General features: G+C 64.3%; 11 protein-coding genes. 5 read left to right on the forward strand and 6 right to left on the reverse strand.

From position 1 onward, the window contains the following. Positions 1–2: 2 nt before the first annotated feature. Positions 3–926 (forward strand): alpha/beta hydrolase, encoded by a 924-nt coding sequence (locus AC1DKY_RS14210; protein WP_441604423.1) that lies wholly within the window; start codon positions 3–5, stop codon positions 924–926. 85 nt (positions 927–1,011) lie between these two features. Then, positions 1,012–1,833: a class I SAM-dependent methyltransferase gene (locus tag AC1DKY_RS14215; RefSeq protein WP_441604515.1), complete on the forward strand. Its 822-nt coding sequence runs from the start codon at positions 1,012–1,014 to the stop codon at positions 1,831–1,833. 10 nt (positions 1,834–1,843) lie between these two features. On the opposite strand, the gene AC1DKY_RS14220 is transcribed toward AC1DKY_RS14215, so the two are convergent. Both AC1DKY_RS14220 and AC1DKY_RS14225 read right to left on the reverse strand, forming a co-directional pair. After that, on the reverse strand, positions 1,844–2,569 hold the full coding sequence (locus tag AC1DKY_RS14220) for a hypothetical protein (protein WP_441604424.1): 726 nt from the start codon (positions 2,567–2,569) through the stop codon (positions 1,844–1,846). 106 nt (positions 2,570–2,675) lie between these two features. Continuing rightward, positions 2,676–3,371 carry an SGNH/GDSL hydrolase family protein gene (locus tag AC1DKY_RS14225; RefSeq protein WP_441604425.1) on the reverse strand — a complete coding sequence of 232 codons (696 nt, stop codon included), beginning with the start codon at positions 3,369–3,371 and terminating at the stop codon, positions 2,676–2,678. Between the two features lie 211 nt (positions 3,372–3,582). On the opposite strand from AC1DKY_RS14225, the gene AC1DKY_RS14230 reads away from it, so the two are divergent. Together AC1DKY_RS14230 and metK are read left to right on the forward strand one after the other, a co-directional pair. Continuing rightward, positions 3,583–5,403 carry an FAD-dependent oxidoreductase gene (locus tag AC1DKY_RS14230; protein WP_441604426.1) on the forward strand — a complete coding sequence of 607 codons (1,821 nt, stop codon included), beginning with the start codon at positions 3,583–3,585 and terminating at the stop codon, positions 5,401–5,403. 266 nt (positions 5,404–5,669) lie between these two features. Then, the gene (gene metK, locus AC1DKY_RS14235) at positions 5,670–6,869 is read left to right on the forward strand and encodes a methionine adenosyltransferase (RefSeq protein WP_121882559.1); all 1,200 of its coding nucleotides are present in this window, start codon (positions 5,670–5,672) and stop codon (positions 6,867–6,869) included. 85 nt (positions 6,870–6,954) lie between these two features. On the opposite strand, the gene AC1DKY_RS14240 is transcribed toward metK, so the two are convergent. Then, the gene (locus AC1DKY_RS14240; RefSeq protein WP_441604516.1) at positions 6,955–7,602 is read right to left on the reverse strand and encodes a hypothetical protein; all 648 of its coding nucleotides are present in this window, start codon (positions 7,600–7,602) and stop codon (positions 6,955–6,957) included. A 79-nt stretch (positions 7,603–7,681) separates the two neighbouring features. Continuing rightward, entirely contained in the window at positions 7,682–8,803 is a 1,122-nt protein-coding gene (locus tag AC1DKY_RS14245; RefSeq protein ID WP_441604427.1) for a D-alanyl-D-alanine carboxypeptidase family protein, read from the reverse strand. Between the two features lie 399 nt (positions 8,804–9,202). Between AC1DKY_RS14245 and AC1DKY_RS14250 the strand changes: the two genes are divergently transcribed. Then, positions 9,203–11,065 carry an ATP-binding cassette domain-containing protein gene (locus AC1DKY_RS14250; RefSeq protein WP_441604428.1) on the forward strand — a complete coding sequence of 621 codons (1,863 nt, stop codon included), beginning with the start codon at positions 9,203–9,205 and terminating at the stop codon, positions 11,063–11,065. A gap of 83 nt (positions 11,066–11,148) precedes the next feature. On the opposite strand, the gene ppc is transcribed toward AC1DKY_RS14250, so the two are convergent. Together ppc and AC1DKY_RS14260 are read right to left on the reverse strand one after the other, a co-directional pair. Next, positions 11,149–13,854 (reverse strand): phosphoenolpyruvate carboxylase, encoded by a 2,706-nt coding sequence (ppc, locus tag AC1DKY_RS14255; protein ID WP_441604429.1) that lies wholly within the window; start codon positions 13,852–13,854, stop codon positions 11,149–11,151. Between the two features lie 137 nt (positions 13,855–13,991). Then, positions 13,992–16,487, reverse strand: a complete 2,496-nt coding sequence (locus tag AC1DKY_RS14260) for a S9 family peptidase (RefSeq protein ID WP_441604430.1) — start codon at positions 16,485–16,487, stop codon at positions 13,992–13,994. Positions 16,488–16,523: the final 36 nt, after the last annotated feature.

Raw genomic sequence — 16,523 nt, forward strand, 5'->3', positions numbered from 1 at the left:
CCATGACACTCCCGCTGTCCAACAGGTCCTCGTCCACCTGGCTGTTGCGCCAGTGTCTCCTGCTTGTCGTCGTCGTACTCTTGAGTGGCTGCGAGGCGACCCTGTTCGCCGGCCTCAACGCCACCGACCAGCATCGCGCCATCACGCCGCGTAGCGACATCGTCTTCGACAGCGAGCATGGCTTGGCCTTGGACGTGTATGCGCCGGCGCAAGCCAGCCATGCGCCTGTCGTGGTGTTTTTCTATGGCGGCACATGGGTACGTGGCGAGCGTGCCTGGTACCGCTTCGTGGGCACGGCGCTGGCGGCGCATGGCGTGATCACGGTGATTCCCGACTACCGCAAATATCCACAGGTGACCCTCGAGGGCTTCATGCAGGATGCCGCTAGCGCCGTCGCCTGGGCGCACGCGCACGCAACGGAGATCGGCGGTTCGCCGGACGATGTCTTCGTGATGGGCCACTCCGCCGGTGGCCAGATTGCCGCACTGCTGGCCACGGATCCGCACTGGCTGGCGGCGCACGACATGAAGCCTGGCGATCTTGCGGGATTCATCGGTCTGGCCGGTTGCTACGATTTCGTACCCGTGCCGCAGGACGACGCCATCATGCTCGGTGTGTTCGGCGGCACGCCGGAACAGCAGCGCCGGGGGCAACCGGTGTCGTACGTGCGCGGCGAGGAGCCGCCCATGCTGTTGCTGCAAGGCACAGACGACGACGAAGTGGAACCGTCAAACGCCATCTCGCTGTACCGCGCCAGCCAGGCCACGCACGGCGACAGCACGTTGCGAACCTACCCCGGCGTAGGCCACGAAGCGCTGCTGTTTGCACTGTCGCGACCGCTGCGTGATGGTGCGCCAACGCTGGTCGACACGCTGACGTTCATCCAGTCCCATCCTCAGGCGAAGCCGCCGGGCGCGTCGCACTGACCGCGGCGCGACACCTTCTCTCGACAGGCGCCGGCGTAGAGTAATCGGCCTGCACTCCTCAGCGAGGGGATAGGCCTTGAACAGCATCGTCACCGGTGAGTTCCCCTATATCCACGGCTTTTCGTCCGAGGAGCAGTCGCGGCTGACGCGCCAGGCGCGCATGTTCGAAAATATCCTGTTCAGCCGCATCGATTTCAGCGAAGCCAAACAGCTGCTGGAAGTGGGCTGCGGCGTGGGCGCGCAGACGGAAATCCTGCTGCGGCGCTTTCCGCACCTGGAACTGACCGGCGTGGATCGCTCCGAGGCGCAGTTGGCGGCGGCCGAGCGCAATCTTGCGCAGTCGGCATGGTGCACGTCGCGCTATACGCTGCAGCAGGCCGATGCCACCGACCTGCCGTTCCCGGATCGCAGCTTCGACGCTGCCTATCTGTGCTGGGTACTGGAACACATGCCCAGCCCTGCGCGCGTGCTCAGCGAAGTCCGCCGCGTGCTGAGCCCGGGCGCGGTGGTCTACGTGACCGAGGTGCTCAACTCGTCGTTCTTCCTCGATCCGTACTCGCCGCACCTGCTGCGTTACTGGATGGCCTTCAACGACTACCAGTACGACAACGGCGGCGATCCGTTCATCGGCGCAAAACTCGGCAATCTGCTGCTGGCGGGCGGCTATCGCGACGTGCAGACCGAGGTGAAGAGCTTCCACCTCGACAACCGCCAGCCCGGCAAACGCAAACAGATGATCGAGTTCTGGCAAGAAGTGCTGTTGTCGGCAGCCGACCAGCTGGTGGCTGCCGACAAGGTCGACCCCGCCACGGTCGAAGGCATGCGCGGCGAATTGCAGGCCGTGCGCAACGATCCGAACGCGGTGTTTTTCTTCGCCTTCGTACAGGCGCGGGCGCTGGTCTACTGAGAGGAACGCATCACCCGGCGAGCTTCGACGACTGCAGCTCCTCGGTGTAACGCGACGAGCGCACACCCTTGCTGTCGTAGTACTCCTCGACGGACTTCACGAAGCGCTTCTGCTCGGGCACATACCAGAACGCCTTGTACAGGCGACCGCTCGCCGTATGCGGATGGGTGACCTGGCTCTGCGAAACGCTCACCGCGCCGTCCGCATCCACATGACCGCGCGCATCACTGGAGACGGAAGGCGCCACGACGGCGCTCCACTGGCCCTGCGCCTCGATCTTCAGTGCCTTGAACGCTCCGGCCGGTACCTGCACGTCTTCCCAGCCGACGACGGTGTATTCGCTGCCGAAGGTTTCGCTGGTGTGCTGGCGGTTCGGATTGGCTTCGGTGTACTCCACGCGCCACTTCTTGCCTTGCGTGAGCGGGAACGCCAATGGCCGGTTCACCACTTGCTGCTTGCCATTCACATCGCGCGAACGGCTCCAGTCGAGGCCAACCAGATGCTCGACGGCTGGCTGGCTGGAGCCGTCCTGCTTGTTGGCGACCAGCACGCTGTCGCCTTCGATTCGCTCGACGGTGACGGTTTCATTCTTGCGCGACCATCCTTGCGGGCCCGACTCCACCGTATCGACGTAAACCCAGCTGTCGCCCGCCTTCAATGCCGGCGCCTGCACCGACTGCGCGCACACCGTGCCGCACAGCAATCCCGCTGCCAAAAACCACCATCGTCCGACCATGACGCCTCCCCCTGTTGGTTGCTGGCGCAGGCTAGCCGAACACCAAAGCAGGTTCATGCGACAGGGACGCAGGAAGCTGTGCGCAGGCAGCGCACAGCGAGGGAAATCAGGCGCCAGGTTTCACCACGAAGCCATACGCCGCCAACACCGGCTTCAGCGTGGCAATCCACAAGGCATAACCGGCCGGCAGCATATGCAGGCCATCCGGGCGGAACAGCTCGGCGCGCGGCTTGCCTTGCGCGTCCAGCATCACCGGGGCGATGTCCACGAAGCGCACGTTCTTCTGGGTGGCCGCCCAATCGCGGATTTCGTTATTGGCCGCCTTCATGCTCGGCCAAAGCGCGAGGCGCGCGATGCTGGGCTTGATCGAGATATAGACGATCGGCACGCCGGGCACGCCTTCGCGCGCACGCGCGACGAACTGCTGGAACGAGGCGAGCACCTGGTCGGGCGTCGCGCCATCGTTGATGTCGTTGTCGCCGGCGTACATCACGATCAAGTTGGGCTTATAGGGCCACACGATGCGGTCGGCGTAATAAGTCGAATCGGGCAGCGCCGAACCGCCAAAGCCGCGGTTGATCACCGGAATGCCGGGAAAATCCTGCCCCAGCGACTTCCAGAACTGGATGGAGGAGCTGCCGATGAACAGCACGCCATGCGGGGCGGGCGGATGCTCGTGATCAGCGGCAACGAAGGCAGCGATATCCGGCTGCCAGTGCGAGGGCGGCGCGCTGTCCGCGTGCGTGATGGCCGAAGCCAGCAGAGAAATCAGGCCGAACGCCAGCCAGCTCAATCGCTTCATTCGCTCGCTCCTACATCAGGTGGGGAGCGTTCGATTATGGATGTCTCGACAGGTATGTCCAACTTGCTCAGATGAACGGGGCGACCCATGGGCACCTCCGGTCACCGCCAGCCCGCCACTTGTCCCAGCAAGGGCGCTATTGGTCACTCCACGCTTGTCCTGCATGCTCGCCGGGGCACAGTGACGACATCTCATGCCGCCGGAGTCCACCATGCATCGTCGCGATCTGCTGAAGGCTGCGCTCGCCCTGCCCTTGCTGCCCTGGGCACTGTCGCCCTCGGTCGCCACGGCGCGCGAGGCGCTCAAGAGCATCACCCATCTGCGCGCGCGGGTACGTCCCGGCGATCCGGGCTGGCCCAGCGAGGCTCAATGGGAGCAGCTCAGGCGCGCCGTTGGCGGTCGCCTGCAACGGCTGCAGTCGCCGTTCGAGCACTGCGACGCCGGCAATGCCGCCTGCCAGGAGGCGCTGAAGCAGGTCAGGAATCCGTATTTCCTCGGCGACACGCCCTCGCTGACCCAGACCAGCGGCTGGGTGGACGCCTGGACCTCGCGTCCCAGCGTTTACGCCGTGGCCGCCGAGCAGACCAGCGATGTCGTGGCGGCGGTGAACTTCGCCCGCGAACATCACCTGCGACTGGTGGTGAAGGGCGGCGGCCACAGCTACCAGGGCACCTCGGACGCGCCCGACTCCCTGCTGATCTGGACGCGCCACATGAACCAAATCGCCCTGCATGACGCGTTCGTGCCCCAGGGCTGTGCCGATACGCAGGCGCCACGTTCCGCGGTGACAGTCGAAGCGGGCGCCATGTGGGTCGATGCATACACGGCGGTCACCACCCAGGGCGGGCGCTATGTGCAAGGCGGCGGCGGCATGACGGTAGGCGTGGCAGGCCTGGTGCAGAGCGGCGGCTTCGGCAGTTTCTCCAAGCGCTTTGGCACGGCGAGCGGCAATTTGTTGGAGGCCGAAGTGGTCACGGCGGACGGCAAGGTGCACGTGGTCAACGCCTGCCGCGAGCCGGAACTGTTCTGGGCCATCAAGGGCGGTGGCGGCGGCAGCATCGGCGTGGTGACCAGGCTGACCCTGCTCACGCACGATTTGCCGGACACCTTTGGCGCGGTCTTCGGCGCCATCGAAGCCGATTCCGACCAGGCGTTCCGCGCGTTGATCGGGCAAACCATGCGCTTCTACCGCGATGCCTTGTTCAATGCGCACTGGGGTGAGCAACTGAAGTTCCACGGCGGCAACATGCTGCACCTGTCGATGGTTTTCCAGGGACTGAGTCAGCAGGAGGCGGAGCTGGTGTGGGCGCCCTTCTTTGCCTGGGTCAAGGCGCGCCCGGCGTATCGCTTCAAGGAGGAAGCCCACGTCATCGCCCTGCCCGCGCGGCATTTCTGGGACGCGGAATTCTTCCGCCAGCACGCGCCGCAATTGATCGTGTCCGACAGCCGCCCCGACGCACCGCGCGATCACGTGCTATGGGCCGGCGACGAAGGACAGGTCGGCCAGTTCATCCACGGCTATCGCTCGGGGTGGCTGCCGCAGTCGCTGCTGGAGGAGCGTCAACTCGATGCGCTCGCCGACGCCATGTTCGAGGCAACGCGCCACTGGGGCTATTCGCTGCACTTCAACAAGGGCCTGGCCGGCGGCCCCACGGATGCCATCGCACGTTCGCGCGACACCGCCATGAACCCGGGCGCGATGGACGCCTTTGCGCTCGCCATCACCGGCAGCGAGAGCGAGCCGGCCTTCCCCGGCATGCCGGGCGCCACGCCCGACCTCGACAAGGCCCGGCGCGAGGCGGCCCGGATCGACCTGTCGATGGATGCCCTGCTCAAGGTCGCGCCGGGCGCCGGCTCCTACGTCTCGGAGAGCAACTACTTCGAGCGCGACTGGCAACGCTCATTCTGGGGCGCCAACTACCCGCGCCTCGCCGCCGCCAAGCGCCGCTACGACCCGGACGGCTTGTTCTTCGTCCATCACGGCGTGGGCAGCGAGGACTGGAGCGACGACGGATTCAGCCCCCGCCGCTGAGGCAACCATCCAGGCCCCCGCCTGCACCCAGCCAGGGACCGCCTGGGACATCCTTGGAGTATTCTGAGGGCTTGCCCTGCCGCCCCAGGGCGGCCCAGGCATGCCCGGGAGTGCCCCGGAATGAGCCGCAAAGCCGTCCAAATGGCTGAATCGGCATGAAATCGTCATGTCCCGGCTGCAAGCTGAGGCTGCAATCCCGGGGTAGGCCGTGTATCATGCGCCACCCCCTTTCATCTCTCTATCCGTAAGGAAGGATATATACCGCGATGAGCAACTTCCTCTTCACCTCCGAGTCGGTTTCTGAAGGCCACCCGGACAAAGTCGCCGACCAGATCTCCGATGCCGTCCTCGATGCGATCATCGCGCAGGATCCGCGTGCGCGCGTGGCCTGCGAAACGATGGTGAAGACGGGCGTGGCGATCGTCGCCGGCGAGATCACCACCAGCGCCTGGATCGACCTGGAAGCGCTGACCCGCAAGGTCATCGTCGACATCGGCTATGACTCCTCGGACGTCGGCTTCGACGGCGAGACCTGCGGCGTGCTGAACCTGATCGGCAAGCAGTCGCCCGACATCAACCAGGGCGTGGACCGCAAGAAGCCGGAAGAACAGGGCGCTGGCGACCAGGGCCTGATGTTCGGCTACGCGACCAACGAAACCAAGGACTACATGCCGGCTGCGATCTACTACTCGCACCGTCTGGTCGAGCAGCAGGCCAAGGTCCGCAAGAAGAAGAACTCGCCGCTGCCGTGGCTGCGTCCGGACGCCAAGAGCCAGGTCACCCTGCGTTACGAAGACGGTGTCGCCACCGCCATCGACGCCGTGGTGCTGTCGACCCAGCACGATCCGAGCGTGAAGCAGAAGGATCTGATCGAGGCCGTGCGCGAGCACATCCTCAAGCCCGTGCTGCCGGCCAAGCTGCTGCACAAGGGCACCAAGTTCCACATCAACCCGACCGGCAAGTTCGTGATCGGCGGCCCGGTGGGCGATTGCGGCCTGACCGGTCGCAAGATCATCGTCGACACCTACGGCGGCTGGGCCCGTCACGGTGGTGGCGCGTTCTCGGGCAAGGATCCGTCCAAGGTTGACCGTTCGGCTGCCTACGCTGCGCGTTATGTCGCCAAGAACATCGTGGCTGCCGGCATCGCCGACCGCTGCGAAGTGCAGGTGAGCTACGCCATCGGCGTGGCCGAGCCGACCTCCATCTCGGTCACCACCTTCGGCACCGGCAAGATCGCCGACGAGAAGATCGAGAAGCTGATCCGCAAGCACTTCGACCTGCGCCCGTACGGCATCATCAAGATGCTCGACCTGGTGCACCCGATGTACCAGCAGACCGCCAGCTACGGTCACTTCGGCCGCACCCCGTACGAAGTGAAGGGTCCGGACGGCAAGACCTACACCGCGTTCTCGTGGGAAAAGACCGATAAGGCCGAAGCGCTGCGCGCCGATGCCAAGCTGAAGTAAGCACCGCTTGCTTCAACACGAAAACGGGCCGCGAAAGCGGCCCGTTTTTTTGGAAGATGCGGTGTCGCTGTCTCGAATCGTCGGCCTAGCGAACGCGCGTGAAGTAGTTCGTCTTCATGACGGGCGTGCCACTTTGTCCGGGATAAACCGCTGTCTCGACCATCGTATGTCCATCGGGCAGTGCCGAATAAATACGCGTCGAAACCAGCACGCCCTCCTTCTGCAGCGCCATCACCAGCACATTGGGCGCCGGCTGCTTGAACGTCCCCGTGTCCGCCTCGGGACTGTTCGTGATGACCGTGGACGATCCATCGAGTACCGGCGTGCTGGTGGAATGCACCTCTTCGCCGGGGCAATAGACAATATCGACGCGCATGTTCCAGGTGTTGCTGCCTGCATCGCCAAACGTAAACCGCACGCTCTTCGGACGCTGCTCGGGGGGCACCGGCATGCGTGAGGTGTCCAATGACCAGCTGCCAAGCAGCGGGGCATTGATGGCGTGTTTTGCAGAGGCGTCTGTCGATGATCCGAGTGGCGCAGCCACAGTCAGCGAGGACGCCAGGGCGACAACGGATGCCAAGACCAAGGCTTTGAGCGTGAGCTTCATGTCCTGTCCTTTTCTTCCCAGGTTTGCGGGGTCGACGCTCAGAGTGTCTTCCATCAACGTGCGCTGAGCCCAGGGGCCAACATGTTGGCTTTGAGTTGCGACGACATCTTTTCCACGCGACGGCATCGCCGACACCGCACATCCCCCCAAAACAAAACGGGCCACCCGCAGGCAGCCCGTTATCGCAATCTGGTTTGACCAACGCTTACTTGTCCGGCGACCCACCAGCCGAGGCGACCTTCTGGCCAGCAGCGGCAGCGACCTTGGTGCTGCGGGCGGTGGTGGCGGGACAGGTGGCGCCTTTTTTCTTCTTCGAGCAGGTCGCCGCGGTGGCGACGGTGTCCGCCTTCGAACCGCGGCGATGGTGGCGGCGCGAGGCCGGCGTGGCGTCGGCCAGGGCCGTGCCCTTGACGGCGACGGCGCCCTTGCCGCGGCGAACCTTGCCGCTGGCCAGGCCTGCCGGCGCTTCGCCAGCCTGCGCCACCAGCTCGGCCGGCGTTTCCTGGTTCTCGAAGCCGTCGTCGAGCAGGCGCGCCATCAGGCGGTCACGGGTGCCGGCGGTGCGGCCGCCCATCACCACGGAGAACAGGCGGCGACCATCCTTGACGGCGGTGGAGGCAAGGTTGAAGCCCGAGGCATTGGTGAAGCCGGTCTTCAGGCCGTCCATGCCGGGGTACTTGTCCATCAGGTTGTTGTGGCCGCGCACCAGGTGACCGCGGAACATGAAGTCCTTGGTCGAGAACAAATGCGCGTACTGCGGAAAGTCGTGGTACAGCGCCATGGCCAGCTTGCTCATGTCGCGGGCCGTGGTGGTGTCTTCCGGGTCGGGCAGGCCCGAGGCGTTGGCGAAACGCGTGTTGCTCATGCCCAGCAGCTGGGCCTGTGCGTTCATCATTTCGACGAAATGACCTTCGGAACCACCCAGACCTTCAGCGACCACGGTGGCGGCGTCGTTGGCCGACTTGGTGATCATGCCGAGCACGCAGTCTTCGACCGTGATGGTCTGGCCGTTGCGCAGGTCGAGCTTGGTCGGCGCCTTGGCGGCAGCCCACGACGAAACGGGAAGCTCCTGGTCCATCTTGAGCGTGCCGTTCTGGATCGCCTGGAAGGCGAGGTACATCGTCATCATCTTGGCCAGCGAGGCCGGATGGTTCGGCTCGTCCGCATTCACCGCAGTGATGACCTGGCCGTCGGTTTCATTGATGACGATGGCGGCATAACCCGCATGAGCCACGCTCGCGAAACAGCCGGCGACGCCTACCAGCAGGGCCAGTAGACCTTGGCGCCAGGATGCTCCCCTGGCCAGCGTGTTGGACTTGATAGCCACCCCAGTTCCTCGCTCTCGCCACCGCTTCAACCGGCGTTACAAACCCTGAACCGCAACACAGCGCCACGGGTCAAGACAATACTTGAATTAGATCACATAAGTCCATGTTTCCATGGACGATAAAACAGCGACGGCGCATCGGCGCCGTCGTAACGTAAATTTCACCGTGAAAGCGATGTCTACGCGTCAAGGGAGTGTGCCCGCAAATGGCGTATGGCGAAAGGCTTATTTGCGTGTAGGCGCGAACTTTTTTCGTTAAAAAACAATTACTCCGCCAGACGCCCGCCCCGCTCATCGGCCACGGCTTTTTCTCCTCTAACGTTCCCTATCGGCAGACGCGCGTCGGGATTGAGCAGCAAAAGCGAACGATCGACACGACGCATCCCCTAAAATGTCCGGATGTCCCTAATCCAACTTCAGCGCGTCGACTTCAGCATCGGCGGCCCCCTCCTGCTCGAACATGTCGACCTCTCCATCGAGACGAACGAGCGCGTGTGCATCGTCGGTCGTAATGGCGAAGGCAAATCCACCTTGATGAAACTCATCAGCGGCGAACTCAAAGCCGATGATGGCGAAGTGCGCGTGCAAAACGGCGTCGTCGTTGCGCGCATGGCGCAGGAGGTGCCGCAAGACACGGCCGGCAGCGTGTTCGATGTGGTCGCGCAAGGCCTTGGCGATCTGGGTCGATTGCTCGCCCGTTACCATCACCTGCTCGCCGAAGGCGACATGGATGCGCTGGGCGATGTGCAGACGCAGATCGAAGCGCAGCACGGTTGGGATCTCGACCGACGCGTCACCGATGTGTTGACGCGGCTTGAACTTCCCGGCGATACCGATTTCGCAGCGCTCTCGGGCGGCATGAAGCGTCGCGTGCTGCTTGCGCAGGCGCTGGTGCGCAAGCCCGACGTGCTGCTGCTCGACGAGCCCACCAACCATCTCGACATTGAAGCCATCGGCTGGCTCGAAGCATTCCTGCGCCAGTTCGAAGGCAGCATCATCTTCATCACGCATGACCGTAGTTTTCTGCGCGCACTGGCCACGCGCATCGTCGAGATCGATCGCGGCCAGCTCACCGACTGGCCCGGCGATTACGACAACTACCTGCGTCGCCGCGAAGAACGCCTGCACGCCGAGTCGCAGGCCAACATCCACTTCGACAAGAAGCTCGCGCAGGAAGAAGTGTGGATCCGCCAGGGCATCAAGGCCCGTCGGACGCGCAACGAAGGCCGCGTGCGCGCCTTGAAGGCGTTGCGCGTGGAACGCTCGCAGCGTCGCGAACTCTCCGGCAACGTCAAGATGACGATGGCCAATGCGCAGGCTTCGGGCAAGAAGGTGATCGACCTGGAGCACGTGCACCAGAGCTACGGCGGCCGCGTGCTGATCGAAAACCTGAGCACCACCATCATGCGCGGTGACCGCGTGGGCATCATCGGCCCCAACGGCGCCGGCAAGAGCACGTTGCTGAAGATCATGCTTGGCGAACTCAAGCCCGATCGAGGCCACGCCACGCTGGGCACCGGCATCCAGATCGCCTATTTCGACCAGCACCGCGTGCAGCTCAACGACAAGCTCAACGCGCTGGACAACGTGGCCGAAGGGCGCGAATTCATCGAGCTCAATGGCTCGCGCAAGCACATCATCGGCTACCTGCAGGATTTCCTCTTTTCGCCGGAACGTGCGCGTGCGCCGATCACGCGACTGTCAGGCGGCGAACGCAATCGACTGCTTCTCGCCAAGCTGTTCGCGCAGCCGTCCAACCTGCTGGTGATGGACGAACCCACCAACGACCTGGATGTGGAAACGCTGGAGTTGCTGGAAGAGTTGCTCACGCAATACCAGGGCACCTTGCTGCTGGTGTCGCATGACCGCGAGTTTCTCGACAACGTGGTATCGAGCACGCTGGTGCTCGAAGGTCACGGCAAGATCGGCGAATACGTGGGCGGTTACACCGACTGGCTGCGCCAGCGTCCGTCGGCATTGGCGCCTTCGATCAAGTCGCTTGAGAAGACCGTCGCAGTCGCCGCGACGCCAGTCGTAGAGGCAAAGCGCAAACTCAGCTACAAGGATGCGCGAGAGCTGGAGCAGTTGCCGAAGAAAATTGAAACGTTGGAAGCCGACATTGCCGCGCGCAGCGAGGCGATGAACGATCCGGAGTTTTTCCGGCAGGATAATGCGGCGCTGACAAAGGCGAATGAGGCGTTGTCCAAGTTGCAGGCGGAGTTGGATACCGCGTACGCGCGCTGGGCAGAGTTGGACGCTTGAGGTTGCGTGTGTCGCGCACAGGGTGCGCTCCCACAACGAGCACTCCTTTGTGGGAGCGTACCCTGTGCGCGACTGCCTCAGTCTCAACCCGTATTCTGCAACCCCTGCGACACACCGTTGACGCAAGCCACCAGCGCAGCGAGCAGCGCATCGTCGCTTTCGCCGCCTTCGCGCCAGCGCTTGAGCAAATCCACCTGCAGCAGACTCATCGGATCGACATAGGGATTGCGCAGGTCGATTGAGGTGGCCAATCGCGGCGCATTCTGCAGCAGGCTGTCGTTGCGCTTGAGCTGCATCAGCCAGTGGCGGGTGCGCTCGAATTCCTCGCCGATCATGCCGAAGAACGGCTCGTGCAGCGGGCCGGCGAGTTTGGAGAAGGCTTCGGCGATGCCAAGGTCGCTCTTGGCCAGCACCATCGACACGTCGTCCAACATATTGGCGAAGAACGGCCAGTCGTGCGCCATTTCGGACATCGCCTGTTCGCCGTACTGCGCGGCGCCAAACTCCAGTGCGGTGCCCAGCCCGTACCAGCCCGGCAGGATCGAGCGGCACTGCGTCCACGCGAACACCCAGGGAATCGCCCGAAGATCCTGCACGCCGCGCATGCTGCGGCGACGGGCGGGGCGCGAGCCCAGCGTCATGCGCTCGATCACATCGATCGGCGTGGCCGAGCGGAAGTAGTCGACGAAGCCCTCGCGATCAACGAACGCCCGGTAATGCTCGCGGCTACGCGCTGCCAACAGGCTCATGCGATCGCGCCAGGTGTCTTCGCGCGCCTCGTGCGTGCGCGGGCGCAGCGATGCACGCAATACGGCACCCACGGTCTGCTCGAGATTGCGCAGGGCCAGTGCGCGTATTCCATATTTGCGGTGGATCACTTCGCCCTGCTCGGTCACGCGCAACACGCCGGCCACCGAACCGCGCGGTGATGACATCAAGGCGGGGGTGATGCGCGAGCCACCGCGACTCGCCGAGCCGCCACGACCGTGGAAGAACGACAGGCGAATATCGGCATCAGCCGCCACGTCCAGCAACTCCACCTGAGCGCGCTGCAAACCCCAGCGAGAAGCCAGCGTGCCGCCATCCTTGCCGCTGTCGGAATAGCCGAGCATCACCCACTGGCGATTGCCACGCGAAGCGAGATGATCGCGATAGACGGGATCGTCCAGCAGTGCGCGCAAGGTCGCCGGCGCATTGGTCAGGTCGTCCACTGTTTCGAACAGCGGCGCCACGTCCAGCGGTACGCGTCCCTCCTTGCTGAGACCGCCGTAGCGCGCCAGTGCCAGCACCGCCAGCACGTCCGCTGCAGAACGCGCCATGCTGATGATGTACAAGCCCAGCGAATCCGCACCGTAGCGACCGCGCGCCTCGCGCAATGTGGCGAACACATCGCGCAGCGCAGTGGCAGTGGCGTCGTCACTCCTGGGTAGCGAATCCTGGCCACCTGCATACGGACGCAGGCGCTCGGCGCGCTCATGCGCACCACGCGAGGACCAGTCCTCGTCCTTCAACAGTTGCCCCAGCGCATCATCATGCACGCGTGAATCCTGGCGCACATCCAGGCGAGCGAGATGAAAGCCGAACGTGCGTACACGCCAGATCAGACGACGCACGGCGTAAGCGCCAGCGTGCAGCCCGTGGTGATCGATCAGGCTCACCGCGATCAGGCGCAGGTCTTCCAGCAGTTCGTCCGCGCAGGTGTAGCCCTCGGGATGATCGTCTTCGAGCGTGGCCTGCAGACGCGCGCCAATGATGGTGAGCAGGCTGCGGTACGGCATGTCGGCATGGCGCGGGCGTACCTTGGCCGCGGCTTCCGGAAAACGCGTGCGATAGTCGAGCAGGCGGTTGGCCAGGTCGCTGCCCACGTGCACGCGATCTTCCGTCTGGCTCAGCAGGCGCGCGAGGCCGGCGATATCCTCGATGTAGTGCTCCAGCACATGCGCGCGCTGGGTGGACAGACTATTGGCGATGGTGGCGGCGCCGACATTCGGGTTGCCGTCCATGTCGCCGCCGACCCAGGTGGCGAAGCTCAACAGGCGCGGAATCGGCACGGCCACGCCGTAGACGGTTTGCAACGCATCGGCCAACGATTCGTAGAGGGCCGGCACGATGCGATAGATGGGATTGGCGAGATAGAAGCCGACGTGGTGATGCTCGTCCTGCACGGTGGGACTGACCGACGACGCTTCGGCCGTCTGCCAACCGGCGCTCAAGGCCATGAAGATGCGGTCGTCGTCTTCCTTGCGTTCCTGCGGCGTGCGCGTGGGATCGAAATTGTCGACCAGGGCGCGCACGATGGACTGCTCTTTTTCCAGCAGAGAGCGACGCACGGCTTCAGTCGGGTGCGCGGTGAAAACTGGTTCCACCTGTAACCGTTCCAGCCATTCGATCAGCTCGCCCGCTTCCACACCCTGCGCCTTCAGCCGCATCAGCACATCGAGCAATGACTCGGGCTGCGGCGCACCGCCTTCGCGCTGGTAGTCGCGACGACGGCGGATGCGATGGATGCGCTCGGCGATGTTCACCGCCTGGAAATAGGTGGCAAAGGCGCGCGCCAGCGACTCGGCCTTGTCGGTATCCAGCCCGGTAAGCAAGCTGCCCAGCACATCCAGCGGTGCTTCTTCCACGCGGCGCTCGATGGCCGCGGTACGGATGCGCTCGACCTCCTCGAGGAAGTCCGGCGAGATCTGCTCGGCCAGCATATTGCCGACCAGGGTGCCGAGGCGGCGGACGTCTTCGCGCAGCGGCGCGTCGTGCGGGGCGAACTCAGGACTGCGGTGCTGGTTCATCGATGCCACGTTGCGGATGTCTGGACGTCCAAGACTACCCCAAGCGGAGGACTTTTGTGCATTGCCACAAAATCGTTCAGCGACATCAAGAAAGCGGGACGAATGCAACGTCCCGCTCCCTGTTCAAACGTTACGACTCAGGGCGCAGCCATCGCCTTGCCCGCGGGCTTGGCCTGCTTCACGTACAGGTCCAGCCAGCTGTTCATCTCCGCCAGCATCTGCATGATCGATTCGCGCGCACGATAGGCATGCGCCTCGTTCGGCAGCAGGACCAGGCGCGAGGTGCCGCCCAATCCCTTGATGGCGGCATACATGCGCTCGCTCTGGATCGGGAAGGTGCCGGAGTTGTTGTCCTGTTCGCCGTGGATCATCAACAGCGCGTCCTTGATGTTCTCCGCATAGTTGAATGGCGACATCGTGTTGTAGACGTCCGTCGCCTGCCAGTAGTTGCGCTCTTCCGACTGGAAGCCGAACGGCGTCAACGTGCGGTTGTACGCGCCGCTGCGCGCGATGCCTGCCTTGAACAGGCGCGTATGCGCGAGCAGGTTGGCGGTCATGAACGCGCCGTACGAATGGCCGCCCACCGCGATGCGATTGCGATCGGCCACGCCACGGCGCACCACTTCGTCAACAGCGGCTTCGGCGCTGGCGACAAGCTGCGGGATGTAGGTGTCGTTGGGCTCTTTGCTGCCCTCGCCCACGATGGGCACCGAGAAGTTGTCCAGCACCGTATAGCCCATGGTGAGGAAAGCCTGCGGGCCCCAGTAGCTGATGCGGTTGAACCTGTATGGCGAGTCGGTGACCTGCCCGGCCGCATCCGCCGATTTGAACTCGGCCGGATATGCCCACATCAGCATCGGGCGCGGGCCATCCTTCTTCGGATCGTAGTTGGGCGGCAGGTACAAGGTCGCCGTGAGCTCCACGCCATCCTTGCGCTTGTAACGGATCTGCTCCTTCTTCACGCCCTTCAACTGCGGCAGCGGATTGGGAAAATGGGTGAGCTCGTGCAACTTGCCGTTCGCGGCCAGATCACGCACGTAGTAGTTGGTGGGCTCAGTGGGCGACTCGCGCGAGATCAGCGCACGCGTGCCCTGCGCATCGAGCAAGACCTGCGGGTCCTCGTAGTAAGGCGCCTGCGACTGGAACAGCCGCGTGCTGCTGCCCGACTGCAGGTTCACGCGGTCGATGAAGGGACGATCGCCTTCGGGCGAGGCGCCTTCGCCGAGGCGGTAGATGTTTTGTCCGTCGGCGGTGACGATAAGGCGCGATTGACCGTGCTCGTCGAGCATGGTCGCGGGCGTGCCGGGATCGCGATAACGATCTTCCGACGAGCCCTCGCGTACGAGGGCCGGCGCTTGCGTCGGGTGATCGGGCGATACTCGCCATTGCTTCACGCGGCGCGTTTTCCACCAGAACTCGTCGATCAGCGCCAGATCGCCGTTGGCCCAGTACGCACCGCCGTAACGACTGCCGAGTTTCGCGAGCGTGACCGGTGCCTGATCGAACGGCGCCGACTGCATCTGCACGAGGTCGCGGATGTCCGTCTTGCGTGCCGGATCGCCGCCGTCCTGTGCCTCGGCCCACACCAGGGTGGCCGGTGCATCGGCGCGCCAGGTGATCTCGCGCACGCCGGTGGGCACGGCGTCGTTGCCGGTGGGCAGGCCTTCCACCAGCGGCAGATGGGCGATCTCCTTCACCAGCTTGCCATCGCGATCGAGCACTTCGATGCGACGCGGGAAGCTATCTACGGGAACGAGGTAGGAGAACGGACGCTCCACGCGTTCGCGCAACAAATAGTGCCCATCAGGCGACGGCGCGAGTCCAAGCGTCAGGGCAGGCTCGCCAAGCTTGGTGACCTTGCCGTCCAGCGACACCAGCGCGGACTGCGAGCGCAGGTAGTACTCGAACAGCTTCGCATCGTCTTCGTTGCGCAGCATGTCCTCGTAGGTGCGGATGGCCTTCACGCCACCGCCGGCCTGTGTCTGCTGCGTATCGGGACCGGTCGGTATGCTGTTGCCGACCGGTGCGGCGCCCTGCCCCTCTGACTGCAACTGCACCAGCAGCTGCGAGCTGTCCGGCATCCAGCGGTAGCCGCGGCCGGCCACGGTGTTCAACTGCAGCGAGATCAGGCGACGTGCGGTGCGCGCGCCGATATCAACCACCCACAACTCATTGGTGCCTTCGCGCGCATTGACCTGGTTGAAGGCCAGATAGCGCTGGTCCGGCGACCACGCGGACGTCGCGATGGAGAGCGGCTTGGGCAGGCCCTGCAGGCGGATTTCCTTGCCGGTGGCCACGTCCATCAGCCACAGGTCGCTGCCGAACACGAAGCGGCTCTGCGCATAAGTGCGGGGGTTGATGCGCAGGCCGGCCAGTTTCAGTTCCGGCTGCGCCACCACATCGATGCCCGGCAGCGGTGGCGTCTGAGTCAGGGCCAGCAGATCGCGATGCGGGCTGATCGACAGCTGTGGCGGGCGCGGCGCATCCACCAGTGCCTGCAAGGGTGCGGGCGGTGCGAGATAGCCCGACGCCGGCGCCGTGACGGGCGCTGGGGCCTTCGAATCGGCGAGCACGAGCGGTGAGGCGGCCAGCAGCAAGCCGGCGAGAATGAAACGGCGCAGCGACCTATCCATACGAGGCAGTCCCCTGTGTCATGACTCCTGCGACAT

It is taken from the genome of Dyella sp. 01N448, assembly GCF_056399225.1.

Bases quoted from the DNA above. Each gene is read 5' to 3' on its own strand.
- AC1DKY_RS14220 (WP_441604424.1), bottom strand. From the start codon at position 2,569: ATGGTCGGACGATGGTGGTTTTTGGCAGCGGGATTGCTGTGCGGCACG.
- AC1DKY_RS14225 (WP_441604425.1), bottom strand. From the start codon at position 3,371: ATGAAGCGATTGAGCTGGCTGGCGTTCGGCCTGATTTCTCTGCTGGCT.
- AC1DKY_RS14210 (WP_441604423.1), top strand. From the start codon at position 3: ATGACACTCCCGCTGTCCAACAGGTCCTCGTCCACCTGGCTGTTGCGC.
- AC1DKY_RS14260 (WP_441604430.1), bottom strand. From the start codon at position 16,487: ATGGATAGGTCGCTGCGCCGTTTCATTCTCGCCGGCTTGCTGCTGGCC.
- AC1DKY_RS14250 (WP_441604428.1), top strand. From the start codon at position 9,203: ATGTCCCTAATCCAACTTCAGCGCGTCGACTTCAGCATCGGCGGCCCC.
- AC1DKY_RS14240 (WP_441604516.1), bottom strand. From the start codon at position 7,602: ATGCCGTCGCGTGGAAAAGATGTCGTCGCAACTCAAAGCCAACATGTT.
- metK (WP_121882559.1), top strand. From the start codon at position 5,670: ATGAGCAACTTCCTCTTCACCTCCGAGTCGGTTTCTGAAGGCCACCCG.
- ppc (WP_441604429.1), bottom strand. From the start codon at position 13,854: ATGAACCAGCACCGCAGTCCTGAGTTCGCCCCGCACGACGCGCCGCTG.
- AC1DKY_RS14230 (WP_441604426.1), top strand. From the start codon at position 3,583: ATGCATCGTCGCGATCTGCTGAAGGCTGCGCTCGCCCTGCCCTTGCTG.